Raw genomic sequence first — 21,727 nt, forward strand, 5'->3', positions numbered from 1 at the left:
GGGGGATCCGCATGCGGCGCATCGTCGCCACCGATGCCGACGGCCGGCTCCGGCCGCTTCCGGCCCCGGTCAAAAACGCGTGGGTGCACCTCGAGGCGCCGACGCCGGAGGAGCTCGAGGCGACGGCCCGGGAGACGAGGGTGCCGGAAGCGGTGCTTGCGTCGGTCCTCGACCCGGACGAGCGGCCCCGGGCGGAGCGCCGGGGGGAGGCGGCCGTCGTCGTCGTCCACGTGCCGGTGCCGGCCGGTGAGGAGGATGTTCCGCGGGAGGACGGTCCGCTCTTTCGCCTGCGGCCGCTCGCCATCGTCCACGCTCCGGATCATCTCATCACCGTCGCCGGCGGTCCGGTGCCGCTTCTGGAGCCGTTTCTCACCGGCGCGGTCGGCGGCTTCGGCAGCCATATGAAAACCCGCATCACGCTCCTCGTGCTGGCGGCCGTCGCCGAAGCGTTTTTGCAGGCGGTTCGCGCCGTGCAGAAAGAAGTCGAGGCGGCGGAACGGGACCTCGCCCGGGCGTACGCCAACCGGGAGCTCTACCGGCTGTTTGCCGCCGGCGAGACGTTCATCTTCCTCGAGACGTCCCTCGCCGAAATGCGGGCGGCGCTCCGGAAGATCGCCGCCGGGGACGTCATCCGGCTGTACCCGGACGACGGCGACCTGCTCGAGGACGTCGCCATCGACCTCGAACAGGCGTACGGCGCGGTCGAAGTGCACCACCGGAAGCTCGTCAACGTCATGGACGCTTACGGCAACGTCATCCAGATCAACGTCAATGCCGTGCTGAAGCTTCTCACGGCGGTCACGGTTCTCCTTTCGGTGCCGATCCTCATCGCCAGCGCCCTGTCGATGAACGTGCCGTTTTTCCTGTTCGACCGCCCCGACGGCTTCATCGATGCGCTGATGCTCATCGTCGGCGCGACGGCAACCGTGGCCGCGGTCTTCTGGCGGCTCCGATTTTTCTGAATGAACGCTCGTCGGGGCCGGCGGACGGCCGCACGCGTGCGGCCCCGGCGTCCCGAAAGGCGGTATCCTGGAAGGGAGGGTGAAAGATGCGCCCGATCCGCGCTCCCGGCCGGCTGGCGGGAGTTCTTTCCGCCGCCGTCTACGCCGTCATCGCCGCCCTTTTCGCCCTGCCGAAGGTGCCGGCGCCGTTTGACACGTCGTTCCTCCCGCCGCTCATCGCCGGGTGGAACGCCCTGGCGACGGTCTTTTTGCTGCTCGCCTACCGGGCCATCCGGCGGCGTGACGTCGAGCGGCACCGAAATTTCATCTTCGCCGCCCTGGCCGCGACGGCGCTTTTTCTCCTCAGCTACGTCGCCTATCACCTCACGACGCCGTCGACGCCGTACGGCGGCGAGGGGCTCTTGAAGGGGGTCTACTACGTCCTTCTTTTCACGCACATCGTCCTCGCCGCGGTCATCGTCCCCCTTGTCCTCCTGGCCCTGTTTCGCGGTTTGAACCGCGAGGACCGGCTGCACCGGCGGATCGTCCGCTTTGCTTTCCCCCTCTGGCTGTACGTCTCCGTAAGCGGCGTCCTCGTCTACGTCCTGATCGCGCCGTACTACGGCCGCTAGCTTTCGCCGGGCCGGGGGCTCTGCTTCGTCAAAAAAGGCGTCGGCGTCCGCTTTGGCCGACCCGGCGATCATGAGGGGCGCGATGCCGAATACGCCCGCCGAAATCTCGGCGGGCGTGTTTCCTTTTTGCCGCTTGTCTGCGGTCGTTCGACGACGACCTTACGGCCCGGGATCGCCGCGCTCCCCTCCGCCGCGTCGTTCCCACCAGAGGAGGGCGAGGACCGTCTTGAGATCGACGATCTCCCCGCGCCGCACGGCGGCCCAGGCTTCGTCCCGGGTCAGCCGTTCCGCCCGCACGAACTCGTCGGCGTCCGGGTGCGGCGCTCCGGGGACGAGCCCCCGGGCTTCATACAGGTGCATCGCCTCGTCGGCAAAGCCCGGGGAGCTGAAGAAGACGCCGAGCTTCCGCCAGCGTTCGGCCCCGAAGCCCGTCTCCTCGGCCAGTTCCCTTCGGGCTTCCGCGAGCGGGTCGGCGCCCGGCTCGAGCTTTCCGGCCGGGATTTCGAGCGTCGTCCGGCGGAGGGGAAAACGGTACTGCCGGACGAGGACGATCGTTTCCCGACCGCCGTCTTCGGCCACGGCCAGGACGGCGACGGCGCCAGGGTGGTGGACGACCTCCCGTTCCGCCTCCCGGCCGTCGGGGAGCCGGACGCGGTAACGGGCGACGTCGATGATCCGGCCGCGGTAGAGGAGCGTCCGCTCGAGCGGCCGTTCGTAAAACGCGTCGCTGATTTCTTCGTCTTCCCTCAGGGGACGTCGGGGCTCGTCCATCGGCTCCTCCTTCTTTCACGGCGGGATTTCGCAGCTCAATCGCGACCGGAGCGAACAGGGGCGAAAGCATCAGCGCCCGGGGAAGTACTCCGTCCAGCGGCGGTCGACGAGCGCCTTCGTTTCGGGGTCGGGTTCGACCGTGCCGGGGTAAAACGGCTTCATCCGGGCGTCGATGACGATCGGGAGGGCAAAGCCGAGGCGGTTGTGGCCGACGAACGTCGGCGCGTGCAGATCATAGGCCGGATCGAAGCGGGTGAAAACGGTCCAGAGGAAGGCCGTCTGATCCCGCACCGCCGCCCGGGCGTCGTCGACGAGGACGACGAGGGGAAACGCTCGGAGGGCTTCGTTCGTTTCGGCTTCGGCGAGGAGGCGCTTCGGCCAGTCTTCGGCGCCGGCGTACGGCCGGCCGGAGAGGACGAGGACGCCGGGGGAAAAGACCCGGAGGGCGGCGGCGCCCGGAAGCGGGGGCCCGTCGTACGCCGCCGGGAGCGTCCGCACCGGATCCCCCGTGCCGAGGAGGATCGCCTTGCTGCCGTGGTTGAAGCGCCGGCCGGTGTAGTCGAGGGTGTCCATCGCCGTCTCGGCGAAGATGACGAGGTCCCGCTCCGGCCGGAAACGGCTTAAGACGGCGGTGAACGTCGCCCGGGCATCCCGGAGGTCGACCGGTGCGTCGGTGACGAGGAGAAATTTGGTCAGCGTAAGCTGCCCTTCCCCGAGGATGCGGAGGGCGTGGGCGAGCGCCTCCCGGGAGTAGCTCTCCCGGACGACGGCGCTGGCGAGGGCGTGAAAGCCCGTCTCGGCGTACGACCAGAGGTCCCGGACGCCGGGCATGACGAAGGGGAAGAGCGGCTGAAGGAGCCGCTGCAAATATTCACCGATCCAGTAGTCTTCCTGGACCGGCTTGCCGACGACCGTCGCCGGGAAGAGGGCGTCCTTCCGGCGAAAGACGCGCTTCAGATGAAAAACAGGGAAATCATGCACGAGGGAATAGTAGCCGTAGTGGTCGCCGAACGGCCCTTCCGGCGCCCGCTCATGGGGCGGCACTTCGCCGACGAGGGCAAACTCCGCCTCGGCGACGAGGGGATGCGGCGCGCCGTCCACGCGGGTTCGGGCGAGCCGCCCACCGAGGAGGAGCGAGGCAAAAAGGAGCTCCGGCACCCCTTCCGGAAGCGGGGCCACCGCGGCGACGATGAGCGCCGGCGGACCGCCCAAAAAGACGGTCGCCGGAAGCGGCTCGCCGCGGGCTTCGGCGACGTGATGGTGGAAGCCGCCGCCTTTGTGGATCTGCCAGTGCATGCCCGTCGTCCGGGGCCCAAAGATCTGCATCCGGTAGATGCCGAGGTTCCCGGCCTTCGTCTCCGGATGTTCGGTGTAGACGAGGGGCAGCGTCAAAAACGGACCGCCGTCCTCCGGCCAGCTTGTCAGGGCCGGAAGCGTCGTGAGGTCAAAATCGTCGTCCCGGATCGCTGCAACCGGCGCCTTCTCCGGCGGGACCATTTTCAGCCCCGTCCGGAAGAGGAGCTCGCCGGCGAGGTCCCGGAGGTTCCAGAGGGCCTTCGCCGACGGCGAAAAGAGGGCCGGCAACGCCTCCGCCAGGCGCCGGACGAGCGCTTCCGGCCGGCGGCCGAACGCCCGCTCGAGGCGGTGCGGCGTGCCGAAGAGGTTCGTCACGACCGGATAAGGGCTCCCCTTCACCCGTTCGAACCAGAGGGCCGGCCCGCCTTCGGCGACGACCCGGCGGTGGATTTCGGCGAGCTCGAGCTTCGGATCGACCGGCGCGGCGATCCGGACGAGCTCGCCGTCCGCCTCCAGCGCCTGCAAAAAGGAACGGAGATTGGCGTGCATCGCGCGTCTTGGCCTCCTTCGCCGGCGATCGTGTCCCGCCGATGCGGCCATCTTTCGCCGGAGGGAGTCCGGCTCCTTTTTTACATGAGCGGCGAAAACAGCCGGGCAAACGACTCCACGACGTGTTCCCGAAGCGGCCGGGCATGAAAGCGGTAGAGGTCGACTTCCTCGCTCTCGGCAAAATCCGCTTCGAACTGCCGGGCAATCGCCGCGGCCGCCTCCCGATCGTAGAGGTAAAAATTGGCCTCAAAGTTGAGCTCAAAGCTCCGGCTGTCGAGGTTGGCCGTGCCGACCGAGGCGACGACGTCGTCGGCGAGGACGACTTTGGCGTGGAGAAACCCTTTTCGGTAGCGAAAAATCCGGACGCCGGCGGCGAGGAGCTCCGCCACGTACGACGTCGAGGCGTAGAAGACGAGCCGGTGGTCGGGAAAGCTCGGGAGGAGGATGCGGACGTCGACGCCGGCGATCGCCGCGGACTTTAAGGCCATGAGCACCGCCTCGTCCGGCACGAGATACGGCGTGGCGATCCAGAGGCGCCGGCTGGCGGCGCCGATCATCGCCAGCGTTGCGTGCTCGATGGACGGAAACGGCGAATCCGGGCCGCTGGCAATGAGCTGCATCGCCGTCGTGCCGACCGGCGCCGAAAAGGCCGGAAAATACGCCTCGCCGTCGAACGTCCGCCCGCTGGCAAACGCCCAGTCCGACTGAAAGAGCGCCTGCAGGCTGTGGACCGCCTCCCCCTCGACCCTCAGGTGCGTATCGCGCCAAAACCCCATCCGAGGGTGCTTGCCGAGGTATTCGTCGCCGATGTTGAAGCCGCCGAGGTAGCCGATCCGGCCGTCGACGACGGTGATCTTCCGGTGATAACGGAAGTTGAGCCGCCGGCTGATGAGGGGAAACGTCACCGGCAAAAAGGCCGCCAGCTCCACGCCGCCCGCTTGAAGCGCTCGGCGGAAGCGCCGGGAAAGCCAGACCGAGCCGACGTGGTCGAAAAGGAGCCGCACCTCGACGCCGGATCGGGCCCGCTCGAGGAGGATCTCTTGGATCGCCGTGCCGAGGCCGTCGTGCCGGACGATGTAGTAGGCGAGGTGGATGTGATGGCGGGCGCTTCTCAGGTCATCCAGCATCGTCCGAAAGAGGGTTTCGCCGTCGGTAAAAAAGCACACCCGGTTGTTCGTCGTCACCGGGGCGCCGGCGGCGTTCACCCCGATGCGGGCGAGCCGCCGGACGAGCGGGTGATCCCATGACCCGGCGGACTTCTCGCTTTTTTCTTTTAAGGCGCTGAAGTCCAGGTCTTCTTTCGTCCGGATGGCCCGGCGCTTCCGCATGTGCCGGCCGAAAAGGAGGTAGAGGATGAAGCCGACGACGGGCACGAACGCCAGCACCAAAAGCCAGGCGATCGTCCGGGTCGGGTGGCGCTTTTCCAGCACGATCGTGAAGCCGATCAACACGGCCGTCGGGATGTACAGCCAGCCGATGACGGCCCAGACGTGTTCCATCGCCCACCCCACCGAAGCCCGTTTTCGCGCTGCGACCTCATTGTAGCCGAAAGCACCGGGCGGCACAAAGGCCGCCTTTCAATTATGAACAAATTCCGAACTCCTGCCGTCCGGCCGTGGGAATTCCCACCGCTTGATTGACGCCAAACATAAAAACTTTGTAGAATGTGTTCAGCAGTTGACATGGAAGGGGGAGGCGCGCTTGGTTCGGCAGGGGCGGAAAAAAGGAGCATTCTATGTTCCTTTGTTCACGTTGCTCGCCTTGGCGCTCGCCGGCTGCGGCGATCCGCGGGTGTCCGCCCTCGTCCCGCAAGGGTCGAACGCGCGGGAATCTCTTTCGCTCATCCAGATAAGCGCTTACATCATGTTCGGCGTGATGGGCGTCGTCATCTTTCTCCTCGCCGTCGTCCTCATCCGCTTTCGGGCGAAGCCCGGCGATCGGACCATTCCGAAGCAGGTCGAGGGCAGCAACCTGCTGGAGTTCATCTGGACGGCGATCCCGGTCCTCATCATCACGGTCCTATCGATCCTCACCGTGCGCCTGACGTTTTCGATGGCCCAGGACCACAGCGATGACCCGAACGCCCTCAAGCTTCAAGTGATCGCCCACCAGTACTGGTGGGAGTTCCGCTATCCGGACCTCGGCATCGTCACGGCGCAAGACCTCTACATCCCTGTCGGCAAGAAGATCAGCGTGGAGCTCTGGTCGACGGACGTCATCCATTCCTTCTGGGTGCCGGCGCTCACCGGGAAGATGGACGCCAACCCGGGCGCCCTTCTGGACGGCAAGCGACAGAATGCGAACCGCTTCAGCTTCGACGCCGAGACGGTCGGCGTCTTCCTTGGGAAGTGCGCCGAGTTGTGCGGCCCGTCCCACGCGCTCATGGAGTTTAAGGTCGTCGCCCTGCCGGAAGACGAATTCAACCGCTGGGTCGAAGCGATGAAAAAACCGGCGCCGAAGCCGGAGACGACGAAAGCGGTGGCCGGAGAACAGGTCTTCCAGAAAAACTGCATGGCGTGCCACGCCCTGGAAGCGACCGACACCGCCAATCGGCCCGGCCCGAACCTGGCCAACATCGGCGGCCGGCTGACGATCGCCGGCGTGCTCCCGGCGGGCGACGACGCCGAGCGGGCGGCGAGCTTGAGGCGCTGGATCGAAGCGCCGAACGCCGTCAAGCCGCAAAACGACGTGCCGGGAACGGTCGTCATGCCGCCGTTTAAGGATAAGCTTTCGCCGGAAGAGCTCGACCAGCTCGTCGACTTCCTCATGCTGCAGAAGGTCGACGTCGTCCCGCCGAAGGCGGCGGCGCGCTGAGGTGCGCGGCGGGCGGAAGCCGAAAGGCTTTTGGGCGCGGGATCTCAGAGGTGCGCCGACGCGTGGAAGAGGAGACGGCCTGTCGATTTTCGAGCCTATAGGCCCTTGAGGACGAAAAGCGCAGGGCGGAAAAGAAGGGAGGTCCGGTGATGACGACGATCAGCGTGCCGGTCGGCGGGGTGCGCAAAAAGTCGCTCCTCTGGGATTATCTCACGACCGTCGACCACAAGAAGATCGCCCACCTGTACTTCTGGACGGGGCTCGTCTATTTCCTCATCGGCGGGCTGGAGGCGCTCCTCATACGCACTCAGCTCGCGGTACCGCTCAATCATGTTCTCGACGGCAAAGCGTACAACGAAGTGCTGGCGATGCACGGGACGACGATGATCTTTTTCGTCGCCATGCCGCTCCTCTTTGCCCTCATGAACGCCGTCGTGCCGCTCCAGATCGGGGCGCGCGACCTCGCCTTTCCGTTTGTCAATGCGCTGAGCTACTGGCTCTATTTCTTCGGGGCGCTTCTTACGCACGTCAGTTTTTTGACCGGCGATGTGCCGCAGGGCGGCTGGACGGGGTACTTTCCGCTGGTGCATCCGGACTACACCGGCTACGGCATGAGTTACTACGCGATGGGCCTGCAGCTGAGCGGGCTCGGGACGCTTCTTACGGGCATCAACTTCGTGGCGACGATCGTCAACCACCGGGCGCCGGGCATGACGTACATGCGCATGCCGCTTTTCACCTGGACGACGCTTGTCGCGTCCATCCTCATCATGTTCGCCTTTCCGCCGCTTACGGCCGGCCTTTTCCTCATGATCTACGACCAGCTTTTCGGCGGGCGGGTGTTTGATCCCGCCGGCGGCGGCAACCCGATCATCTGGCAGCACCTCTTCTGGCTGTTCGGCCACCCGGAGGTGTACATCGTCGCGCTACCGGCCTTCGGGATCTTCTCGGAAGTGATCCCGACGTTTTCGAAGAAGCGCCTCTTCGGCTATCCGATGATGGTGGTGGCGACGGCCCTCATCGCCTTCTTCGGGTTCATGGTCTGGGTGCACCACATGTTCACCGTCGGCCTGGGGCCGCTGGCGAACGGTGTCTTCGCGGTGGCGACGGTCATCATCGCCGTGCCGACGGGGATCAAGATCTTCAACTGGATCGCCACGATGTGGGGCGGGAAGCTCCACATGACGACGGCGATGTACTGGGCCGTCGGGTTCATCTTCACCTTCGTCATGGGCGGCGTGACGGGCGTGATGATGGCGCTTCCGCCGGCGGACTATCAGTACCACGACACGTACTTCATCGTCGCCCACTTCCATTACACGCTGATCGGCGCGACGGTCTTTTCCGTGTTTGCCGGCGCGTACTACTGGTGGCCGAAGATGTTCGGCAAGCTGCTCAACGAAACGCTGGGCAAAATCCACTTCTGGCTTTTTTTCATCGGTTTCCACCTGACGTTTTTCATCCAGCACTTCCTCGGCCTGTGGGGGATGCAACGGCGCATCTACACCTACCTGCCGGGGCAGGGCTATGAGCTGCCGAACCTCGTGAGCACGATCGGCGCCTACACCATGGCCCTCGGCGTGATCGTCTTTGCCGTCAACATCGTCGTCACGTTCCTCAAGGGCAAGCCGGCGCCGGCCGATCCGTGGGACGGCCGGACGCTCGAGTGGGCGACGCCGACGCCTGTGCCGGAGTACAACTTCGCCCGGCTGCCCCTCATCCGCGGTCTCGATCCTTTCTGGCTGGAGAAGCAGGCGGGGAACAAGACGATGCCGCCGGCGGAGCCGTACGCGGACATCCACATGCCGAACCCGAGCATCCTGCCCTTTATGATGTCGCTTTCCATGTTCATCGCCGGACTCGGGTTCATCTTCAAAGACCAGTATCATCCGTCGTTCCTCTACCTCGCTCTCTTCGGCGTGGCGGCGACGCTGTTTGTCATGTTCCTCCGCTCCGTGATCGACGATGAAGGCCGGCATGTGCCGCGGGAGCTCGTGGAGCAGGAAGATGCAAAAGGGGTGAGCGCCTGATGAGCCTCACGGCCGAACCGGGTCGTCTCGGCGCCGCCGCCCCCGCCGCTCGGGCGGGGGCGGTCGAAAAAAGCGAGGCTCCGCCGATCGAGCTGGCGACGCAAGAAGGGCGCAACAAGCTGATCGGCGTGTGGCTGTTCATCGCCGCCGAGTCGGTGCTGTTCGCTTCGTTTTTCGCCGTCTACCTGGCCCTCCGGCATTCGACGATGGGCGGGCCGACGGGGAAGGAGCTGTTCGACCTCAAGCTCGTCTTTTTGGCCACGGCGCTCCTTCTTTCGAGCAGTTTCACGAGCGTCATGGCGGTCCTCAACATGCGCCGGCTACAGGCCGGGGCGATGAAGGCCTGGCTTTTGGCGACGTGGCTGCTCGGGGCTTCGTTCCTCGCCTTAGAAGCGTATGAGTTCAACCACTATGTGCACTTGGGCCATACGTTTACGTCCAGTGCCTTCGGGACGGCCTTCTACAGCCTCGTCGGCTTCCACGGCGCCCACGTGACGTTCGGCCTCCTGTGGCTTTTTGCCCTCCTCGTGCGGAACCTCCGGCGGGGCGTGACGCCGTACATCGCGCCGAAGGTGTACGCCTTCAGCCTGTACTGGCACTTTGTCGACCTCGTATGGGTGTTCATCTTTAGCGTCGTCTACCTCATGGGGAAGGTGGCGTGAGATGTCGGCAGAGCCGATGTTTTCCCCGTCCGGCGAGCGGGAGACGAAAAAGGAACGATCGCTGCATACGGTCGCCTTTTTGGCCAGCATCGTGCTGACCATCCTGGCGTTCGGGGCCGTCGTTTACGCCATCGAAGGCGGAGCGTCGGCGGGGTTCGTCGTCGCCTTTCTCGTCGGCCTCGCCGTCGTCCAGGCGGCGTTTCAGGCGTACATCTGGATGCATCTCAAAGACGAAGGGCACGCCGTGCCGCAGCTCTTTTTCTACGTCGGCGTCTACGTCACCGTCGTCATCGTGATCGGCATCCTGCTCATGAGCTGGTGGACGGTCGCCTAAGCGGCAGGCGGGCCGCGTCGCCGTCCGGTCGGTTCTCGAAAAGAGGCCCGGAGATGGCGTGGCGACGGAAGCGCGGCGGCGATCGGGACCGTTCGACCGCTCGGTGAGCGGATCGGCCATTTTCGGTCGGTGGGCGCCGGAGGTGACGGCGGGCGGCCCGTGCCGTTTTCGGCGCGGAGGTCGCCGGTGGCGGCGCGCACCGTTTTCCAGGCGTGGCGGATGGGTCGGCTTACGCCCGGCAAGGCGCTTGGCTGCGGGCGGCGCGGCGGGAGGAGGGGGAGCATGCTTGCCCTTTATCAGCAGCTCAAGATGTTCGGCTGGGTCGCCCTCTGGAACCCGGATAAGATCGTCCTCGTCCTCGTCGTCGGGGGGTTGTACGCCCTGCTCGTCGGCCCGTATCGCCGGGACATCCCGGGGGCGACGCCGCCGAGACCGGCGGAAGTGGCGGCGTTTTACGGCGCGCTCGTCCTCTATTACGTCGCCCAGGGAAGCCCGCTCTACCTCATGAGCCACATGATCTTCTGGCTGCATATGGTGAAGATGGCCATCGTCTATCTTTTGGTGCCACCGCTTCTGATCCTCGGGATCCCCGCGTGGATGGTCGAGATGGCCTTTCAAGCGGCGTGGCTTCGGCGCCTCGTCGGGGCGCTCAGCCATCCGCTCGTGGCGATTTTTCTCTTTAACGGGCTGTTTTCGATCTACCACATTCCGGTGGTGTTCGACTTCCTGAACACCCACCGGAGCGCCGGCACAATGTACGCGATCGCCATGTTCGCCGCGGCGTGGATCATGTGGTGGCCGATCTTAAATCCGCTGCCCGATCGGGAAGAGTGGTCGTACATCAAAAAGATCGGCTATATTTTTGCCAACGGCATGCTGCTCACGCCGGCGTGCGCGTTTTTGTTCTTGAGCGATCACGTGCTGTACCGGTCGTATTACGACGCTGCCGTCTGGCAGCAGATGGTCGGATACTGCCTTCCGCCCGGGGCCCGGGCGATCGATCTGAGCGGTCTTTCGGCGGCGCAGTTTAACCTTCTTTCGCCGGTGGACGATCAGAAGCTCGGCGGGATCTTGATGAAGGTGTTGCAAGAGCTGATTTACGCCGGGTTCATCATCGCGGTGTTTGTGCGCTGGTTCCGGGAGGCGTGGGCGAAAGAACGGGAGAGCACCGAGGCCGTTCTGGCCGAAGCCAGGCTTCGAGAGCGGGAGTCGTAGCGCCGGGAAAGAGGCTGAGACGGATTTCTCCGGCGGGGATTCGGCCGGGGAGGGGCGGGAGGCGGACGGCGGGAAGCGGTCCGGGCGGCGAGGGAGGAGATGGCGATGGGACGCCGGATGGCCCGAGCGGTCGCGGCGATGACGCTCCTCGTGCTGGTGATGGGCGTTCTCGTCGTCGCGACCGAAAGCGGCGATGCGTGCGGCTTCGACTGGCCGTACTGTGGGGGCAAGCTGTATCCGGATCCGACGAACGTGAAGCAAGTGATCGAGTATACCCACCGACTGGTGACGGGGCTTCTCAGCTTCGTCGTCGTCGCCAACGCGGCCGTCGCCTTCCACCCGGCCGTTCGCCGTCGCGGCGGCACCGGTCTGGCGCTCGGTCTGGTGGCGCTTTTGTTCCTCCAGGCGGGCGTCGGGGGCCTCAACGTCCTCCTCGGGACGCCAAAGGGATTTACGACGCTCGATGTGATGGTCAGCGAGGCGCTCTGGGTGGCGGTGATGATCTACCTCGCCCGGCGGGAGGCGGACGAAACGGCGCTTTCGCAAAAGCCGGCCGCCGGGGATCGGACGGCGCTAAAGGCGCTCCGGCGGTCGGCCGCGGTCCTCACCGCCGCCGTCTACGGGACCCTCGTCCTGGGCGGATTCTTTAAGCACAGCGCGCTGGCGGAGGTGTTTTTCGGGCTGGAACCGGAGCGGGTCTGGCTCCGCGATCCGGTCCTCGCGCGGTCCGTCTACGTTCTGCACGGCACCCTGGGGCTTTCGGCGACGATCGCCGCCGCCGCGCTCGGGGTCGCGACCGCCCATCTCACCGTCCCGTTCCGGCGGCGATTTTGGCTGCCGGTCGCCGCGGCGTCGACCCTCCTTGTGCTGGAAGTGGGGATCGGGTTTGTCGTCGTCGTGGCGGGGCTAAAGCCGTTCTGGGTGGCCGCCCATATGATCCTGGCGACGCTGTCGCTGGGGGCGACCGCGTTCCTCTATGGTTCGGTCGATGCGGCGCTCCGCCCCGCGTCGGTGTCCGGGGAACGGACGGCGGAGCGCGGGCGGCGACCGGAGGGGCTTGGACGGGCGGAATTCGCCGGGGAAGGGAGGGGTTGACGGTGGCGGAGGTGAGGGAGGAGATGACCGGCCCGGCGGTCGCGCCCCTTTGGGAGCGGCCGGCCGAGGTGCGCCGATTTGTGGGGGCGCTCCTTCGCCTCACGAAACCGGGGATCGTGGCGTCGAATACCTTCGGAGCGTTCGCCGGATGGATGCTCGCCGCGGGAAGCGGCGCGTTCAATCCGCGCCCCGCTGCGTGGGCGGTGGCGACCCTGGTCGGGGTGGCGCTCGTCGTCGCCTCGGGAACGTCGATCAACAACGTCATCGACCGGGACATCGATCGGCAGATGGACCGGACGCGGCGGCGTCCGGTGCCGGCGGGTGAGGTGTCGCCGGCGGTGGCGCTGGCGTACGGCGCCGCGCTTGGCGGGGTGGGGGAGGCCCTTTTGTACGCGGGGGTGCACCCGCTGGTCGCGGCGGTGACGGCGATCGGCTGGCTGTTTTACGTCGTGTTTTATTCGCTGTGGTCGAAGCGGACGACGACGCTCGGAACGCTCGTCGGCGCCGTCTCCGGAGCGGCGCCGACGGTGGCCGGGTACGTGGCGTACAGCATGCGGCTGGACGCCGTGGCGTGGGCGCTCTTTCTCATCCTGTTTCTCTGGCAGCCGGTTCATTTTCTCGCCATCGCTTTCCGCCGCCGGGAGGACTACGCCCGGGCCGGACTGCCGATGCTCCCGATCGTTGCCGGGTCGCTTGTGGCGAAACGGCAGATGGCGCTTTACACTCTGGCCCTCGTGCCGGCGTCGCTCCTTCCGGCGCTTTTTGGCGTGGTCGGGGCGGTGTACGTCGTCGGCGCTCTCGTCCTTGGGGCGGTCTACCTCGCGCTCGCCTTCCAGGGCGCCCGCGCGACGGGAGCGGCGGAAGGGCGCTGGGGCGGCGCGATGTTCGTCTTTTCCGTCGTGTATCTTACGGCCTTGTACGGCCTGATGGTGGTGGGATGAGGATGCGGATGCGGCCTGGCGTGCGGTCCGTTCTTCTTGCCGTCGGCCTTGCCGGGCTCCTGGCTGCCTGCGGCGGGCCGGGGTCGCTTCCGGTGGTGGGCGAGGCGCCGGACTTTACGCTTCGGACGATCGACGGGGCGCCGTTTCATCTGCATGACGACGCCGGGGCGGTTCGGCTCATCTCCTTTGTTTATACGACCTGTCCGACCGAGTGCCCGGCGATGACCCACTGGATGCTGGCCGTGCAGAAAAAACTCAAGGCCGACGGCGTGCCGCCGGAAAAAGTCCGGTTTTATTCCATCACCTTCGATCCGGAACGGGATACGCCGGAAGCGATGCGGGCGTTTTTGGAGCGATTCCGCTACGACGGGGAGACGCTCGACTGGCCGTACTGGCGGGCGCTCACCGGCTCGCCGGAAGAGACCCGGGGCGTCGTCCGGGCGTTCGGGCTCCTGGTCCAGCCGTCGAACGACGGGCTTTTCATCCACTCCGATCGGGTCGTCCTCGTCGATGGGGAAGGAAAGATCCGCGCCCTGTATCCCGGTTCGACCCTTCCGGTCGACGACGTCTACCGCGACATGAAACGCCTGATCCGATAGGCTTGCGCCGATGGGCTTCTGCTCCGACGGAGGACCGGCGAAGGGCGGGTCGCCTTTCGCCGGTGTTGTCTTTTTTGGGGCCGATTTTTTTCGCCGCCGGCGATTCAACGTCGGCGGCCGCCTGTGCTATACTGGGGAAAAACCGCGGAGAAAGGGGGCGTCCGGTGCGCCCGATCAGGCTGGATGCGGCGTCTTACCGGCCTTTTGTCGCGCCGGAGGAGGTGGAGCGGGCGGCAGACGTCGTGCGATCGCTTCACCCCACGCTCGTCGAGCGGCGAAGCGAAAGCGCCATGCTCGGCTGGCTCGATTATCCGTCGCGGATCGGGGAGGAGACGCTGGGCGGCGTCGAGGCGATCGCGGAGCGGGTGCGCCGAGATGCAGACGTCTTCTTCGTCGTCGGCGTGGGCGGCTCCTCCCTCGGCGCTCGGGCGGCGCTCGAGTTCCTCGGCCGGGACGCCGCCGCGCCCGAGATCCGCTTCGTGGGTGAGGATTTAAGCCCGACGCCCCTCGTCGAGGCGCTGGAGGCGGTCCGCACACGGCGGGTCGTCCTCAACGTCGTCTCGAAGTCCGGCACGACGACGGAGCCGGCGGTCGCCTTTCGCCTCTTGCGGGAAGCTCTGGAAACGGCAGTCGGCCCCGCGGAAGCCCGCCGCCGCATCATCGCCACCACCGATCCGTCCGGCGGGGCGCTTCGGGCGATGGCGGAGGCGGAGGGGTGGACGTCGTTCGACATCCCGCGGGACGTCGGCGGGCGCTTCTCGGTGCTGACGCCGGTCGGCCTCTTGCCGATGGCCGTCGCCGGGATCGATGTGCGCCGGGTGCTCGCCGGCGCCCGGGCGCTGATGGCGGCGCCGGAGGGGACCGATCCGGCGGCGGACGATCCCAACCGGTATGCGCTGCTTCGTCATATTCTGTATCTGAAGGGTTACGCGGTCGAACTGTTCGTCGCCTTTACGCCGCGGCTTTCGGGCGTCGGCGACTGGCTGAGGCAGCTTTTTGCCGAGAGCGAAGGGAAGAACGGCCGCGGGATTTTTCCCGTGACGGGAAAATATACGACCGACCTCCACTCCATCGGGCAGTATGTGCAAGAAGGGCGGCGCCTGTTGTTCGAGACGTTCCTCTGGCTGGAAGACGAAGGCGTCGACGTGACGGTGCCGGATCGCGCCGTCGCCGACGGCTTCGACTACCTCCGCGGCCGCTCGCTTCAGTGGATGAACGAGCGGGCGATGTGGGGGACGTACGTCGCCCATCGAAACGGCGGCGTTCCCGTCGGCCGCATCGTCCTCCGCGATCGCTCGCCGGAGGCGTTCGGGGCGCTGGTGATGTTTTTCGAGCGGGCGGTGGCCTTAAGCGGGATGCTCCTCGGGGTCAATCCGTTCGATCAGCCCGGCGTGGAAGCCTATAAGGCGAATCTGTTCGCGCTCCTTGGCCGTCCCGGGTATGAAGCCCGGGGGGAGGCGCTTCAGGCCGAGATCGCAGCGCTCCTCGGACGGCGGTAGGCGGCCGAAGCGATGAACGTCTGAACGGAGGGCGTCGGAACGGCCGGCGGGCGGAAGCGGTCGGGCCTCGCGCCGGAGCGTCTGGCCGGCGCCGGAGTGCTTCAGGCACCGGGAAAGGAGGGGCGGCGGTGCGCCTCGATAAGCTGCTCGCCCACATGGGATACGGCACGCGCCGCGAAGTGAAAAAGCTGATCAAAAGTGGGGCGGTTGAGGTCAACGGCGCCGTGCCGCCGTCTCCGGACGTCCACGTCGATCCGGCGGCGGATCGGGTGACGGTCTTTGAGGAGCCGGTCCGCTACGTTGCGCACGTCGTCTACATGCTGAACAAACCGCCGGGGGTGGTGAGTGCCACCGTCGACCGGCGCCAGGAGACGGTGCTCGATCTCGTGCCGGCGGAGCTTTGGCGGCCGGGCCTTTTCCCCGTCGGCCGGCTGGACAAAGACGCCCGCGGCCTGCTTCTGATCACCGACGACGGCCAGCTCGGTCACCGGCTGGCCGCCCCCCGCTGGGCGGTGGAAAAGACGTACGTCGTCGAAGTCGACGGCGTTCTCACCGAGGCAGACGTCCGGCGGTTTGCCGCCGGGATGGTGCTGGACGACGGGACGCGCCTTCGGCCGGCGACGCTCGAGATCGTCGCCAGAGGCCCCCGATCGATGGCCCGGGTGACGGTGACCGAAGGGAAGTACCATCAGGTCAAGCGGATGTTTCTTGCCGTCGGGAAGGCGGTCGTCGACCTGAAGCGCATCCGCATCGGGCCGATCGTCCTCGATCCGAAACTCCCGGAGGGCGCCGTCCGCCCCCTCACGCCGGAAGAAGGGGCGGCGCTTCGGGCGGTGGTCGGCCTCGAGGAGAAGAGGCGGTAGGTCTGTAAACGGGAAAGAACGGCCGCACCGCGCGCGGTGCGCGGCGCGGCGGGCGAAGAAGGGAGGGGCGAGGATGCCCGAGGCGAGAGAGCGGGGCGCCTGGCCGACGACGGAGGACGCCCGGTGCGCGGCGCTCGTCGAGGAGCGGCTCCGGGCGGCGAAGATGCAGTTCGAGCGGGCGATCCAGAGCAAGCACACGGCCTTCGACGATCTCTATCCGTACATGGTGGAAAATCCGTCGTTTTTCTGGTACAAGCGCTACGTCGCCTGGACGGAGCTTTTGGTGCTGGTCGATCTCGCCGGCCGGCTCGGCCTGCCGTGGGAGAGCCTGTTTTTGCCGCATCAGGTGCAGTTTATCCGGGCGCAGGTGCTGTCGGGGACGGTGCTCGACCGGTGGTTTGACCCTGCCGGGGAAGGGGAGGACCGGTGAGGCTCCGCCATAAGCCGGAAGCCCGTCCGGCGCTCCTCGCCGCGCCGGAGGTGGTCCACCGCCCCGACGGCTGGCCGGGGAAGTGGCGGCTTCTCTTTTTTCACCGCCCGGCGCCGCTTTACGTCGAGCTCGGCTCCGGCCGCGGCCGCTTTCTCGTCGAGGCGGCGGAGGCGGAGCCGGGGGTGAATTTTGTCGGCGTCGAGCGGAAGGCGGAGGCCCTCTACGTCGCCTGGCGCCGGGTGCGGTCGGCCGAGCGGACGAACGTCGGCTTTATCTTCGACGACGTCGACCGGCTGAACGCCTACTTTCATCCGGGGGAGATCGACCGGCTGTATTTTCATTTCAGCGATCCGTGGCCGAAGCGGCGACACGCGAAGCGGCGGCTCACGCATCCGGCGCGGCTGGGTCGTCTTGTCGCCCTGCTTCGGCCGGGCGGGGAGGTCGTCTTTAAAACCGACCACCCGAACTTTTACGCCTACAGCCGGGAGCAGCTGCTCGCACAGGGGCTTGTTCCGCTCGAAGAGCGGACGGTCGTCGGCGGCCCGATTCGGGGGCCGGTGACGGATTATGAGGCCAGGTTTCTTTTGGCCGGTCGGCCGATCTACGCCGGCGTGTTCCGGCGGGACGGCTGACCGGCCGGATTTTTTTTGCCGATTATTTTATGCCGGGGAGTGCATGCTAACCAGACGGAAGGAGGAAGCGGCATGGCCAGACTGCCGGAAGCGAAGGCCTACCAGGCGCTTGCCCGGTCCAAGGAGACGACCCGGCCGGTGGCGACCAACGTCGCCCGGGCCTTTCTCGTCGGCGGGCTCATCTCCGTCGTCGGGCAGGCGTTCATGTGGCTGTACGAGACGGTGTTCGGATTTACGGAACAGACCGCCAGCAACCCGACGGTGGCGACGCTCGTCTTTTTGAGCGTGCTTCTGACCGGCCTCGGCGTCTATGACAAGATCGGCCAGTGGGCCGGCGCCGGAAGCATCGTGCCGGTGACCGGGTTTGCCAACACGATGGCCGCCAGCGCCCTCGACGCCCGGTCGGAAGGACTCGTCTACGGCGTCGGCGCGAACATGTTCAAAGTCGCGGGGCCGGTGATCGTCTTCGGAACGGTGGCGGCCTTCGTCGTCGCCCTCGTCCGGGCGCTGGTGGAAGCGCTGGTCTGAGGCCGGAAAGGGGCCGGTCGGCGTCGTCTTGGCGTCCCGCGCTGACTCCGGGCCGGCCGCAAGACGCCGGTTCCGGAAAGAAGGCGGGCCGCCCTGATCCGGCCGGCGCCCGGAACGGATGACGGTCAAAAGGAGGGGGTCGGGTGAGACGCGGGCGAACGTGGCTGTTTCCGAACCGTCCGGGCATCCTCGCTTCGGCGGCCGTCGGCGGTCCGAAAGAAGGGGAAGGGCCGCTCGCCGGCGATTTTGATCTCATCTTCGATGACGTCTACGCCGGGATGCAGACGTTCGAGCAGGCGGAGCGGAAGCTTCTCGAGTCGGCGGCGGAGATCGCCCTCAGAAAGGCCGGCCTCGGAAAGGACGACGTCGACCTTTTTTTCGCCGGTGACCTCCTGAGCCAGGGGGTGACGGCGTCCTTTGCGGCCCGGACGATGGGCATGCCCTTCATCGGATTAAATGGAGCCTGCTCGACGTCGATGGAGGGGCTCGCCCTGGCGGCCCTCGCCGTCGACGCCGGGCGGGCGCGCCGGGCGCTCACCGGAACGGCGAGCCACAACCTGGCGGCGGAGCGGACGTACCGCTATCCGACGGAATACGGCGCCCAGAAGCCGCCGACGGCCCAGTGGACGGTCACCGGCGCCGGCGCCGGCATCGTCGCCCTCGACCCGGCACCGGTCGTCATCACCTCCGCCACCGTCGGCCGGGTCGTCGACCTCGGGCTCAAAGATCCGCTCAACATGGGGGCGGCGATGGCGCCGGCGGCGTACGACACGATCGTGACGCACCTTGAAGACATGACCCGCTCGCCCGGCGATTACGACCTCATCGTCACCGGCGACCTCGGCCGGATCGGGCGGGAGCTTTTGCTGGAGCTCCTCGAGCAGGCGGGGCTTCGCTTCGACCCGGAGAAGATCGTCGACGCGGGGCTCATGATCTATCGGGAAGATCAGGACGTCTTTTCCGGGGCAAGCGGCGCGGCGAGCTCGGCGGCGGTGTTTTACGGCCACCTGATGAAACACCTCGTCGCCGGGACGGTCTTCCGCCTGCTCATCGTCGCCACCGGGGCCCTCATGTCGCCGGTGACGTACCAGCAGGGGGAGTCGGTGCCGGCGATCGCCCACGCGGTGGCGGTGGAGAGGGTGATGTAGGGTGATCTTTTTCTGGGCCTTCGTCGTCGGCGGGCTCATCAGCGCCGTCGGCCAGCTGATGATGGACGTGGGCCGGCTGACGCCGGGGCACACGACCGTGACGCTCGTCGTCGCCGGCGCCGTCCTCGGCGGCCTCGGCTGGTATGAGCCCCTCATCCGCTTTGCCGGCGCCGGGGCGAGCGTGCCGATCACGAGCTTCGGTTATGCCTTGACGACCGGGGCGCTGGAGGAGCTCAAGCGCCACGGGTGGATCGGTGTCATCACCGGGATGTTCGAGATCACGAGCGCCGGCATCAGCGCGGCCATCATCTTCAGTTTTCTCGCCGCCCTCGTCTTCCGTCCGAAGGGATAGGGAGGGCGGGCGGATCAGGAGAGCGGATGGTGCAAAATATGCGGTCGTACGCTTGAAGCCGCCGGACGCCCGGTCAGAAAACAGCCCGCCGTTTGGCGGGCCGCTTTTTTGACTTCCTTATCTTAGATCCAGAGAAGTCCGAGGGCGAGCAGGACAAAAAGCGGCAATGCAATCACCGCCGCCGTATACGGTCCCCACCACCATTGGGTCTCGTCTGTCAATAGCGGATTAAAACTCCCCAAAAAAATCGCGTTCGATTCCCCACAAACAGCGGATTCAGTTCCCCAAAATCATCGCGCATCATTCCCCAGACGTATGTTCGATCTACGCGGTCACCTCCTCCTTCAGCGCATGGGTCACCCCGGCGCGCAGCTTGTCCTTCATCCGGTAGCTGTTGCCGCGGATGTTGATGGTGGTGGCGTGGTGCAGGAGCCGGTCGAGCAAGGCAGAGGCCAGCACCTGGTCACCGAAGAGTGTCCCCCAGTTGGTGAAGCTGGTGTTGGACGTGATGATCAGGGAGCCATGCTCGTAGCGCTCCGACACGAGCCGGAAGAAGTTCGCGGCGTCCAAGGCGTCAAGCGGCAAGTAGCCGACTTCGTCGCAGATCAGCAGCTTCGGCTGGGTGTAGATGCGCAGGCGCTTGTCCAGCCGTCCCTCTTGGTACGCCCGTCGCAAGTCAGCGACCAGCTTCTGCATGGTCACGAAGTAGACGCTCATGCGCTGTCGAATCGCCTCCATCCCCAGGGCCACCGCAAGGTGGGTCTTGCCCACCCCCGGCGGTCCCAGGAAGATGACGTTGCTGCCCTCCCGGATGAACGTCAAGCCGGCCAGTTCGCGTATTTGTCGCTCATCGACGGACGGCTGGAACGAGAAATCGAAATCTGCAAGGGTCTTGTGATACGGGAAGTTGGCCATGCGGAGTCTGGCGTGCATGTAACGGCTGTATCGCTCCTCCTGCTCAGCATCCAGCAGTCTGTGCAGGAACTCCGCATAGGTCGCCTGGTGCCCCGCTGCCCACTCCACGCACGCCGGCAGCACCGCCGCGGCGCGCTTCAATCCCAGCTCCAGCAGCTGCTCCTCGGCCTTGGCCAAAACCAACGCCTCACTCATTGCCCCTGACCTCCCATCGCGATCTGCTCATAGACGGACAGCTCCCGCTGCTCCACGTCCGGCCCGATTTGCAACCCTGGCACCTTGCCTCGATCCGGATGAGGCGTCCCAGCCGGGATGCCCTTGAAGTGCTCAGGGTCGGTTGAGACCTGGTGCCTGCCTGTGAGCACGCGGTGTTCGGCAATGACCTGCCCGCCGTACTCGATCTGCAGGCGGCCTGACTCAAACTCCCGGACCAGCACGGTGTGCCCCACATACCGCCATGGAACGGTGTACATGTTCGTGTTCCAGGAGATGCGACAATCGCTCATGACCTTGCGCATATCGGCGTACGCCAGCGTGTACCGGCTCTTAGGCAGGGGCTTAAGCGTCTCGGCCTGAAACCGCACCACCGGCTGCTCCCGCGTCGTGCCGTGGATGCGCACATTAGCCACCGTATCCCGCCAGATGGCACCTTGCCGGTTCAGGTCGTCATGGTCCACGAACGAAACCGGCCAGAAGCTGGACCGGATATACCCGATGGGCCGTTCAATCTTCCCTTTGGTGCGACTTCGGTAGGGCTTACAGGCCTTGGGCACGAATCCGTAGTACTTGGCGAAGTCCATGTACGCCGGCTGCCAGTCGACGTGTCCATGACCGTCGTTGGCCACGACCAGCGGGGAGCAGTTGTCGCTGAGCATGACCTTTGGAACCCCGCCGAAGAACTCCAGCGCGTTCCGGAGCGCCTGGAGGATATGCCGTTGGTCCGCCGCTCTGATAAACTCCAGGTAGAGCATGCGGGAGTAGGCGAGGACCATGGCAAAGCACCATACCTTGCGCCGATGGCCCTGCGGATCCAGGTAGGGGAATGCGCCCAGGTCGATTTGCGCTTGTTCCCCCGGAGCCGTCTCAAACCGCACGGTTGCCTTGGCAGAGACAACCGGGCGGAGAGGGTGCATGAACTCGCGCAGTACGGTAATTCCGCCGGTATATCCCTGCTCCCGGATCTCGCGAAAGATTCGCTCCGCATTGAGGACGCCGATACGCATGCGCTGCTCCACATAGGCCTTGTACGGCTCCAGCTTGTGGCCTTTCACCCTACGGCTGCGCGACTTCACCCTCCCCTCCTCCTGCTGCCTCGGCTCACTCACAGCCTTGCGGATGGTTTTGCGGTCATGGCCGTATCTTCTGGCCAGTTCCGAGATGCTGACGCCCTCCTCATACAGCTTCCTGATCTCCATCTTCTCACTCTCCCTCATCACCGGCACCTCCCCAAAAGTGATGGCAGGTGCCATAGTTCGACACAG

The 21,727-nt window shown here is 66.1% G+C and carries 22 protein-coding genes; 17 read left to right on the forward strand and 5 right to left on the reverse strand.

The window, feature by feature from the left end:
• Nucleotides 1-11: 11 nt before the first annotated feature.
• Nucleotides 12-962 (forward strand): magnesium transporter CorA family protein, encoded by a 951-nt coding sequence (locus tag K2M58_RS01865; RefSeq protein ID WP_220678051.1) that lies wholly within the window; start codon nucleotides 12-14, stop codon nucleotides 960-962.
• An 86-nt stretch (nucleotides 963-1,048) separates the two neighbouring features.
• Complete coding sequence (locus tag K2M58_RS01870; protein ID WP_220678052.1) at nucleotides 1,049-1,573, forward strand: DUF420 domain-containing protein; 525 nt, start codon at nucleotides 1,049-1,051, stop codon at nucleotides 1,571-1,573.
• 159 nt (nucleotides 1,574-1,732) lie between these two features.
• Here the strand turns inward: K2M58_RS01870 and K2M58_RS01875 are convergent, their stop codons facing one another.
• The 3 genes from K2M58_RS01875 to cls all read right to left on the reverse strand — a co-directional run bounded on the left by K2M58_RS01875 (nucleotide 1,733) and on the right by cls (nucleotide 5,688).
• The gene (locus K2M58_RS01875; protein WP_220678053.1) at nucleotides 1,733-2,344 is read right to left on the reverse strand and encodes an NUDIX domain-containing protein; all 612 of its coding nucleotides are present in this window, start codon (nucleotides 2,342-2,344) and stop codon (nucleotides 1,733-1,735) included.
• A 69-nt stretch (nucleotides 2,345-2,413) separates the two neighbouring features.
• Nucleotides 2,414-4,189, reverse strand: coding sequence for a UbiD family decarboxylase (locus K2M58_RS01880; RefSeq protein ID WP_220678054.1), 1,776 nt, complete (start codon nucleotides 4,187-4,189; stop codon nucleotides 2,414-2,416).
• Nucleotides 4,190-4,269: 80 nt separating this feature from the next.
• Nucleotides 4,270-5,688, reverse strand: a complete 1,419-nt coding sequence (gene cls / locus K2M58_RS01885) for a cardiolipin synthase (RefSeq protein ID WP_220678055.1) — start codon at nucleotides 5,686-5,688, stop codon at nucleotides 4,270-4,272.
• A 244-nt stretch (nucleotides 5,689-5,932) separates the two neighbouring features.
• On the opposite strand from cls, the gene coxB reads away from it, so the two are divergent.
• The 15 genes from coxB to spoVAE all read left to right on the forward strand — a co-directional run bounded on the left by coxB (nucleotide 5,933) and on the right by spoVAE (nucleotide 19,331).
• Nucleotides 5,933-7,003, forward strand: a complete 1,071-nt coding sequence (coxB, locus tag K2M58_RS01890; RefSeq protein ID WP_220678056.1) for a cytochrome c oxidase subunit II — start codon at nucleotides 5,933-5,935, stop codon at nucleotides 7,001-7,003.
• A 149-nt stretch (nucleotides 7,004-7,152) separates the two neighbouring features.
• A complete protein-coding gene (ctaD, locus tag K2M58_RS01895; protein ID WP_220678057.1) occupies nucleotides 7,153-9,033 on the forward strand; it encodes a cytochrome c oxidase subunit I in 1,881 nt (626 codons plus the stop codon).
• Entirely contained in the window at nucleotides 9,033-9,695 is a 663-nt protein-coding gene (locus K2M58_RS01900; protein WP_220678058.1) for a cytochrome (ubi)quinol oxidase subunit III, read from the forward strand. Before ctaD ends, K2M58_RS01900 begins: the two co-directional genes overlap by 1 nt.
• A gap of 1 nt (nucleotide 9,696) precedes the next feature.
• The gene (locus tag K2M58_RS01905) at nucleotides 9,697-10,029 is read left to right on the forward strand and encodes a cytochrome C oxidase subunit IV family protein (RefSeq protein WP_220678059.1); all 333 of its coding nucleotides are present in this window, start codon (nucleotides 9,697-9,699) and stop codon (nucleotides 10,027-10,029) included.
• A 282-nt stretch (nucleotides 10,030-10,311) separates the two neighbouring features.
• The gene (ctaG, locus tag K2M58_RS01910; RefSeq protein ID WP_220678060.1) at nucleotides 10,312-11,244 is read left to right on the forward strand and encodes a cytochrome c oxidase assembly factor CtaG; all 933 of its coding nucleotides are present in this window, start codon (nucleotides 10,312-10,314) and stop codon (nucleotides 11,242-11,244) included.
• 99 nt (nucleotides 11,245-11,343) lie between these two features.
• A complete protein-coding gene (locus K2M58_RS01915; RefSeq protein ID WP_220678061.1) occupies nucleotides 11,344-12,339 on the forward strand; it encodes a COX15/CtaA family protein in 996 nt (331 codons plus the stop codon).
• A 2-nt stretch (nucleotides 12,340-12,341) separates the two neighbouring features.
• Entirely contained in the window at nucleotides 12,342-13,280 is a 939-nt protein-coding gene (cyoE, locus tag K2M58_RS01920; protein ID WP_066442120.1) for a heme o synthase, read from the forward strand.
• A gap of 8 nt (nucleotides 13,281-13,288) precedes the next feature.
• Nucleotides 13,289-13,879, forward strand: a complete 591-nt coding sequence (locus K2M58_RS01925; RefSeq protein ID WP_220678062.1) for an SCO family protein — start codon at nucleotides 13,289-13,291, stop codon at nucleotides 13,877-13,879.
• Between the two features lie 164 nt (nucleotides 13,880-14,043).
• Complete coding sequence (locus K2M58_RS01930) at nucleotides 14,044-15,378, forward strand: glucose-6-phosphate isomerase (protein ID WP_220678063.1); 1,335 nt, start codon at nucleotides 14,044-14,046, stop codon at nucleotides 15,376-15,378.
• Between the two features lie 128 nt (nucleotides 15,379-15,506).
• Nucleotides 15,507-16,241, forward strand: coding sequence for a pseudouridine synthase (locus K2M58_RS01935; protein WP_220678064.1), 735 nt, complete (start codon nucleotides 15,507-15,509; stop codon nucleotides 16,239-16,241).
• A gap of 163 nt (nucleotides 16,242-16,404) precedes the next feature.
• Complete coding sequence (locus K2M58_RS01940; protein WP_066203297.1) at nucleotides 16,405-16,671, forward strand: hypothetical protein; 267 nt, start codon at nucleotides 16,405-16,407, stop codon at nucleotides 16,669-16,671.
• Entirely contained in the window at nucleotides 16,668-17,303 is a 636-nt protein-coding gene (gene trmB / locus K2M58_RS01945) for a tRNA (guanosine(46)-N7)-methyltransferase TrmB (RefSeq protein WP_220678065.1), read from the forward strand. Before K2M58_RS01940 ends, trmB begins: the two co-directional genes overlap by 4 nt.
• A gap of 72 nt (nucleotides 17,304-17,375) precedes the next feature.
• A complete protein-coding gene (gene spoVAC / locus K2M58_RS01950; protein ID WP_220678066.1) occupies nucleotides 17,376-17,831 on the forward strand; it encodes a stage V sporulation protein AC in 456 nt (151 codons plus the stop codon).
• 143 nt (nucleotides 17,832-17,974) lie between these two features.
• Complete coding sequence (spoVAD, locus tag K2M58_RS01955; RefSeq protein ID WP_220678067.1) at nucleotides 17,975-18,979, forward strand: stage V sporulation protein AD; 1,005 nt, start codon at nucleotides 17,975-17,977, stop codon at nucleotides 18,977-18,979.
• A gap of 1 nt (nucleotide 18,980) precedes the next feature.
• Entirely contained in the window at nucleotides 18,981-19,331 is a 351-nt protein-coding gene (spoVAE, locus tag K2M58_RS01960; RefSeq protein ID WP_066203110.1) for a stage V sporulation protein AE, read from the forward strand.
• Nucleotides 19,332-19,655: 324 nt separating this feature from the next.
• Here the strand turns inward: spoVAE and istB are convergent, their stop codons facing one another.
• Together istB and istA are read right to left on the reverse strand one after the other, a co-directional pair.
• Nucleotides 19,656-20,441 carry an IS21-like element helper ATPase IstB gene (gene istB / locus K2M58_RS01965; protein WP_220676869.1) on the reverse strand — a complete coding sequence of 262 codons (786 nt, stop codon included), beginning with the start codon at nucleotides 20,439-20,441 and terminating at the stop codon, nucleotides 19,656-19,658.
• On the reverse strand, nucleotides 20,438-21,715 hold the full coding sequence (gene istA, locus K2M58_RS01970) for an IS21 family transposase (protein WP_252393391.1): 1,278 nt from the start codon (nucleotides 21,713-21,715) through the stop codon (nucleotides 20,438-20,440). Before istA ends, istB begins: the two co-directional genes overlap by 4 nt.
• Nucleotides 21,716-21,727: the final 12 nt, after the last annotated feature.

The sequence above is a fragment of the Hydrogenibacillus sp. N12 genome (genome assembly GCF_019645935.1).
GTDB lineage: Bacteria > Bacillota > Bacilli > Thermicanales > DSM-22653 > Hydrogenibacillus > Hydrogenibacillus schlegelii.

Excerpts from the sequence above, each read along its gene's own strand:
- K2M58_RS01865 (WP_220678051.1), top strand. The coding sequence starts at position 12 with ATGCGGCGCATCGTCGCCACCGATGCCGACGGCCGGCTCCGGCCGCTT.
- K2M58_RS01870 (WP_220678052.1), top strand. The coding sequence starts at position 1,049 with ATGCGCCCGATCCGCGCTCCCGGCCGGCTGGCGGGAGTTCTTTCCGCC.
- K2M58_RS01875 (WP_220678053.1), bottom strand. The coding sequence starts at position 2,344 with ATGGACGAGCCCCGACGTCCCCTGAGGGAAGACGAAGAAATCAGCGAC.
- K2M58_RS01880 (WP_220678054.1), bottom strand. The coding sequence starts at position 4,189 with ATGCACGCCAATCTCCGTTCCTTTTTGCAGGCGCTGGAGGCGGACGGC.
- cls (WP_220678055.1), bottom strand. The coding sequence starts at position 5,688 with ATGGAACACGTCTGGGCCGTCATCGGCTGGCTGTACATCCCGACGGCC.
- ctaD (WP_220678057.1), top strand. The coding sequence starts at position 7,153 with ATGACGACGATCAGCGTGCCGGTCGGCGGGGTGCGCAAAAAGTCGCTC.
- K2M58_RS01900 (WP_220678058.1), top strand. The coding sequence starts at position 9,033 with ATGAGCCTCACGGCCGAACCGGGTCGTCTCGGCGCCGCCGCCCCCGCC.
- K2M58_RS01905 (WP_220678059.1), top strand. The coding sequence starts at position 9,697 with ATGTCGGCAGAGCCGATGTTTTCCCCGTCCGGCGAGCGGGAGACGAAA.
- ctaG (WP_220678060.1), top strand. The coding sequence starts at position 10,312 with ATGCTTGCCCTTTATCAGCAGCTCAAGATGTTCGGCTGGGTCGCCCTC.
- K2M58_RS01915 (WP_220678061.1), top strand. The coding sequence starts at position 11,344 with ATGGCGATGGGACGCCGGATGGCCCGAGCGGTCGCGGCGATGACGCTC.
- K2M58_RS01925 (WP_220678062.1), top strand. The coding sequence starts at position 13,289 with ATGCGGCCTGGCGTGCGGTCCGTTCTTCTTGCCGTCGGCCTTGCCGGG.
- K2M58_RS01940 (WP_066203297.1), top strand. The coding sequence starts at position 16,405 with ATGCAGTTCGAGCGGGCGATCCAGAGCAAGCACACGGCCTTCGACGAT.
- spoVAC (WP_220678066.1), top strand. The coding sequence starts at position 17,376 with ATGGCCAGACTGCCGGAAGCGAAGGCCTACCAGGCGCTTGCCCGGTCC.
- istB (WP_220676869.1), bottom strand. The coding sequence starts at position 20,441 with ATGAGTGAGGCGTTGGTTTTGGCCAAGGCCGAGGAGCAGCTGCTGGAG.
- istA (WP_252393391.1), bottom strand. The coding sequence starts at position 21,715 with ATGGCACCTGCCATCACTTTTGGGGAGGTGCCGGTGATGAGGGAGAGT.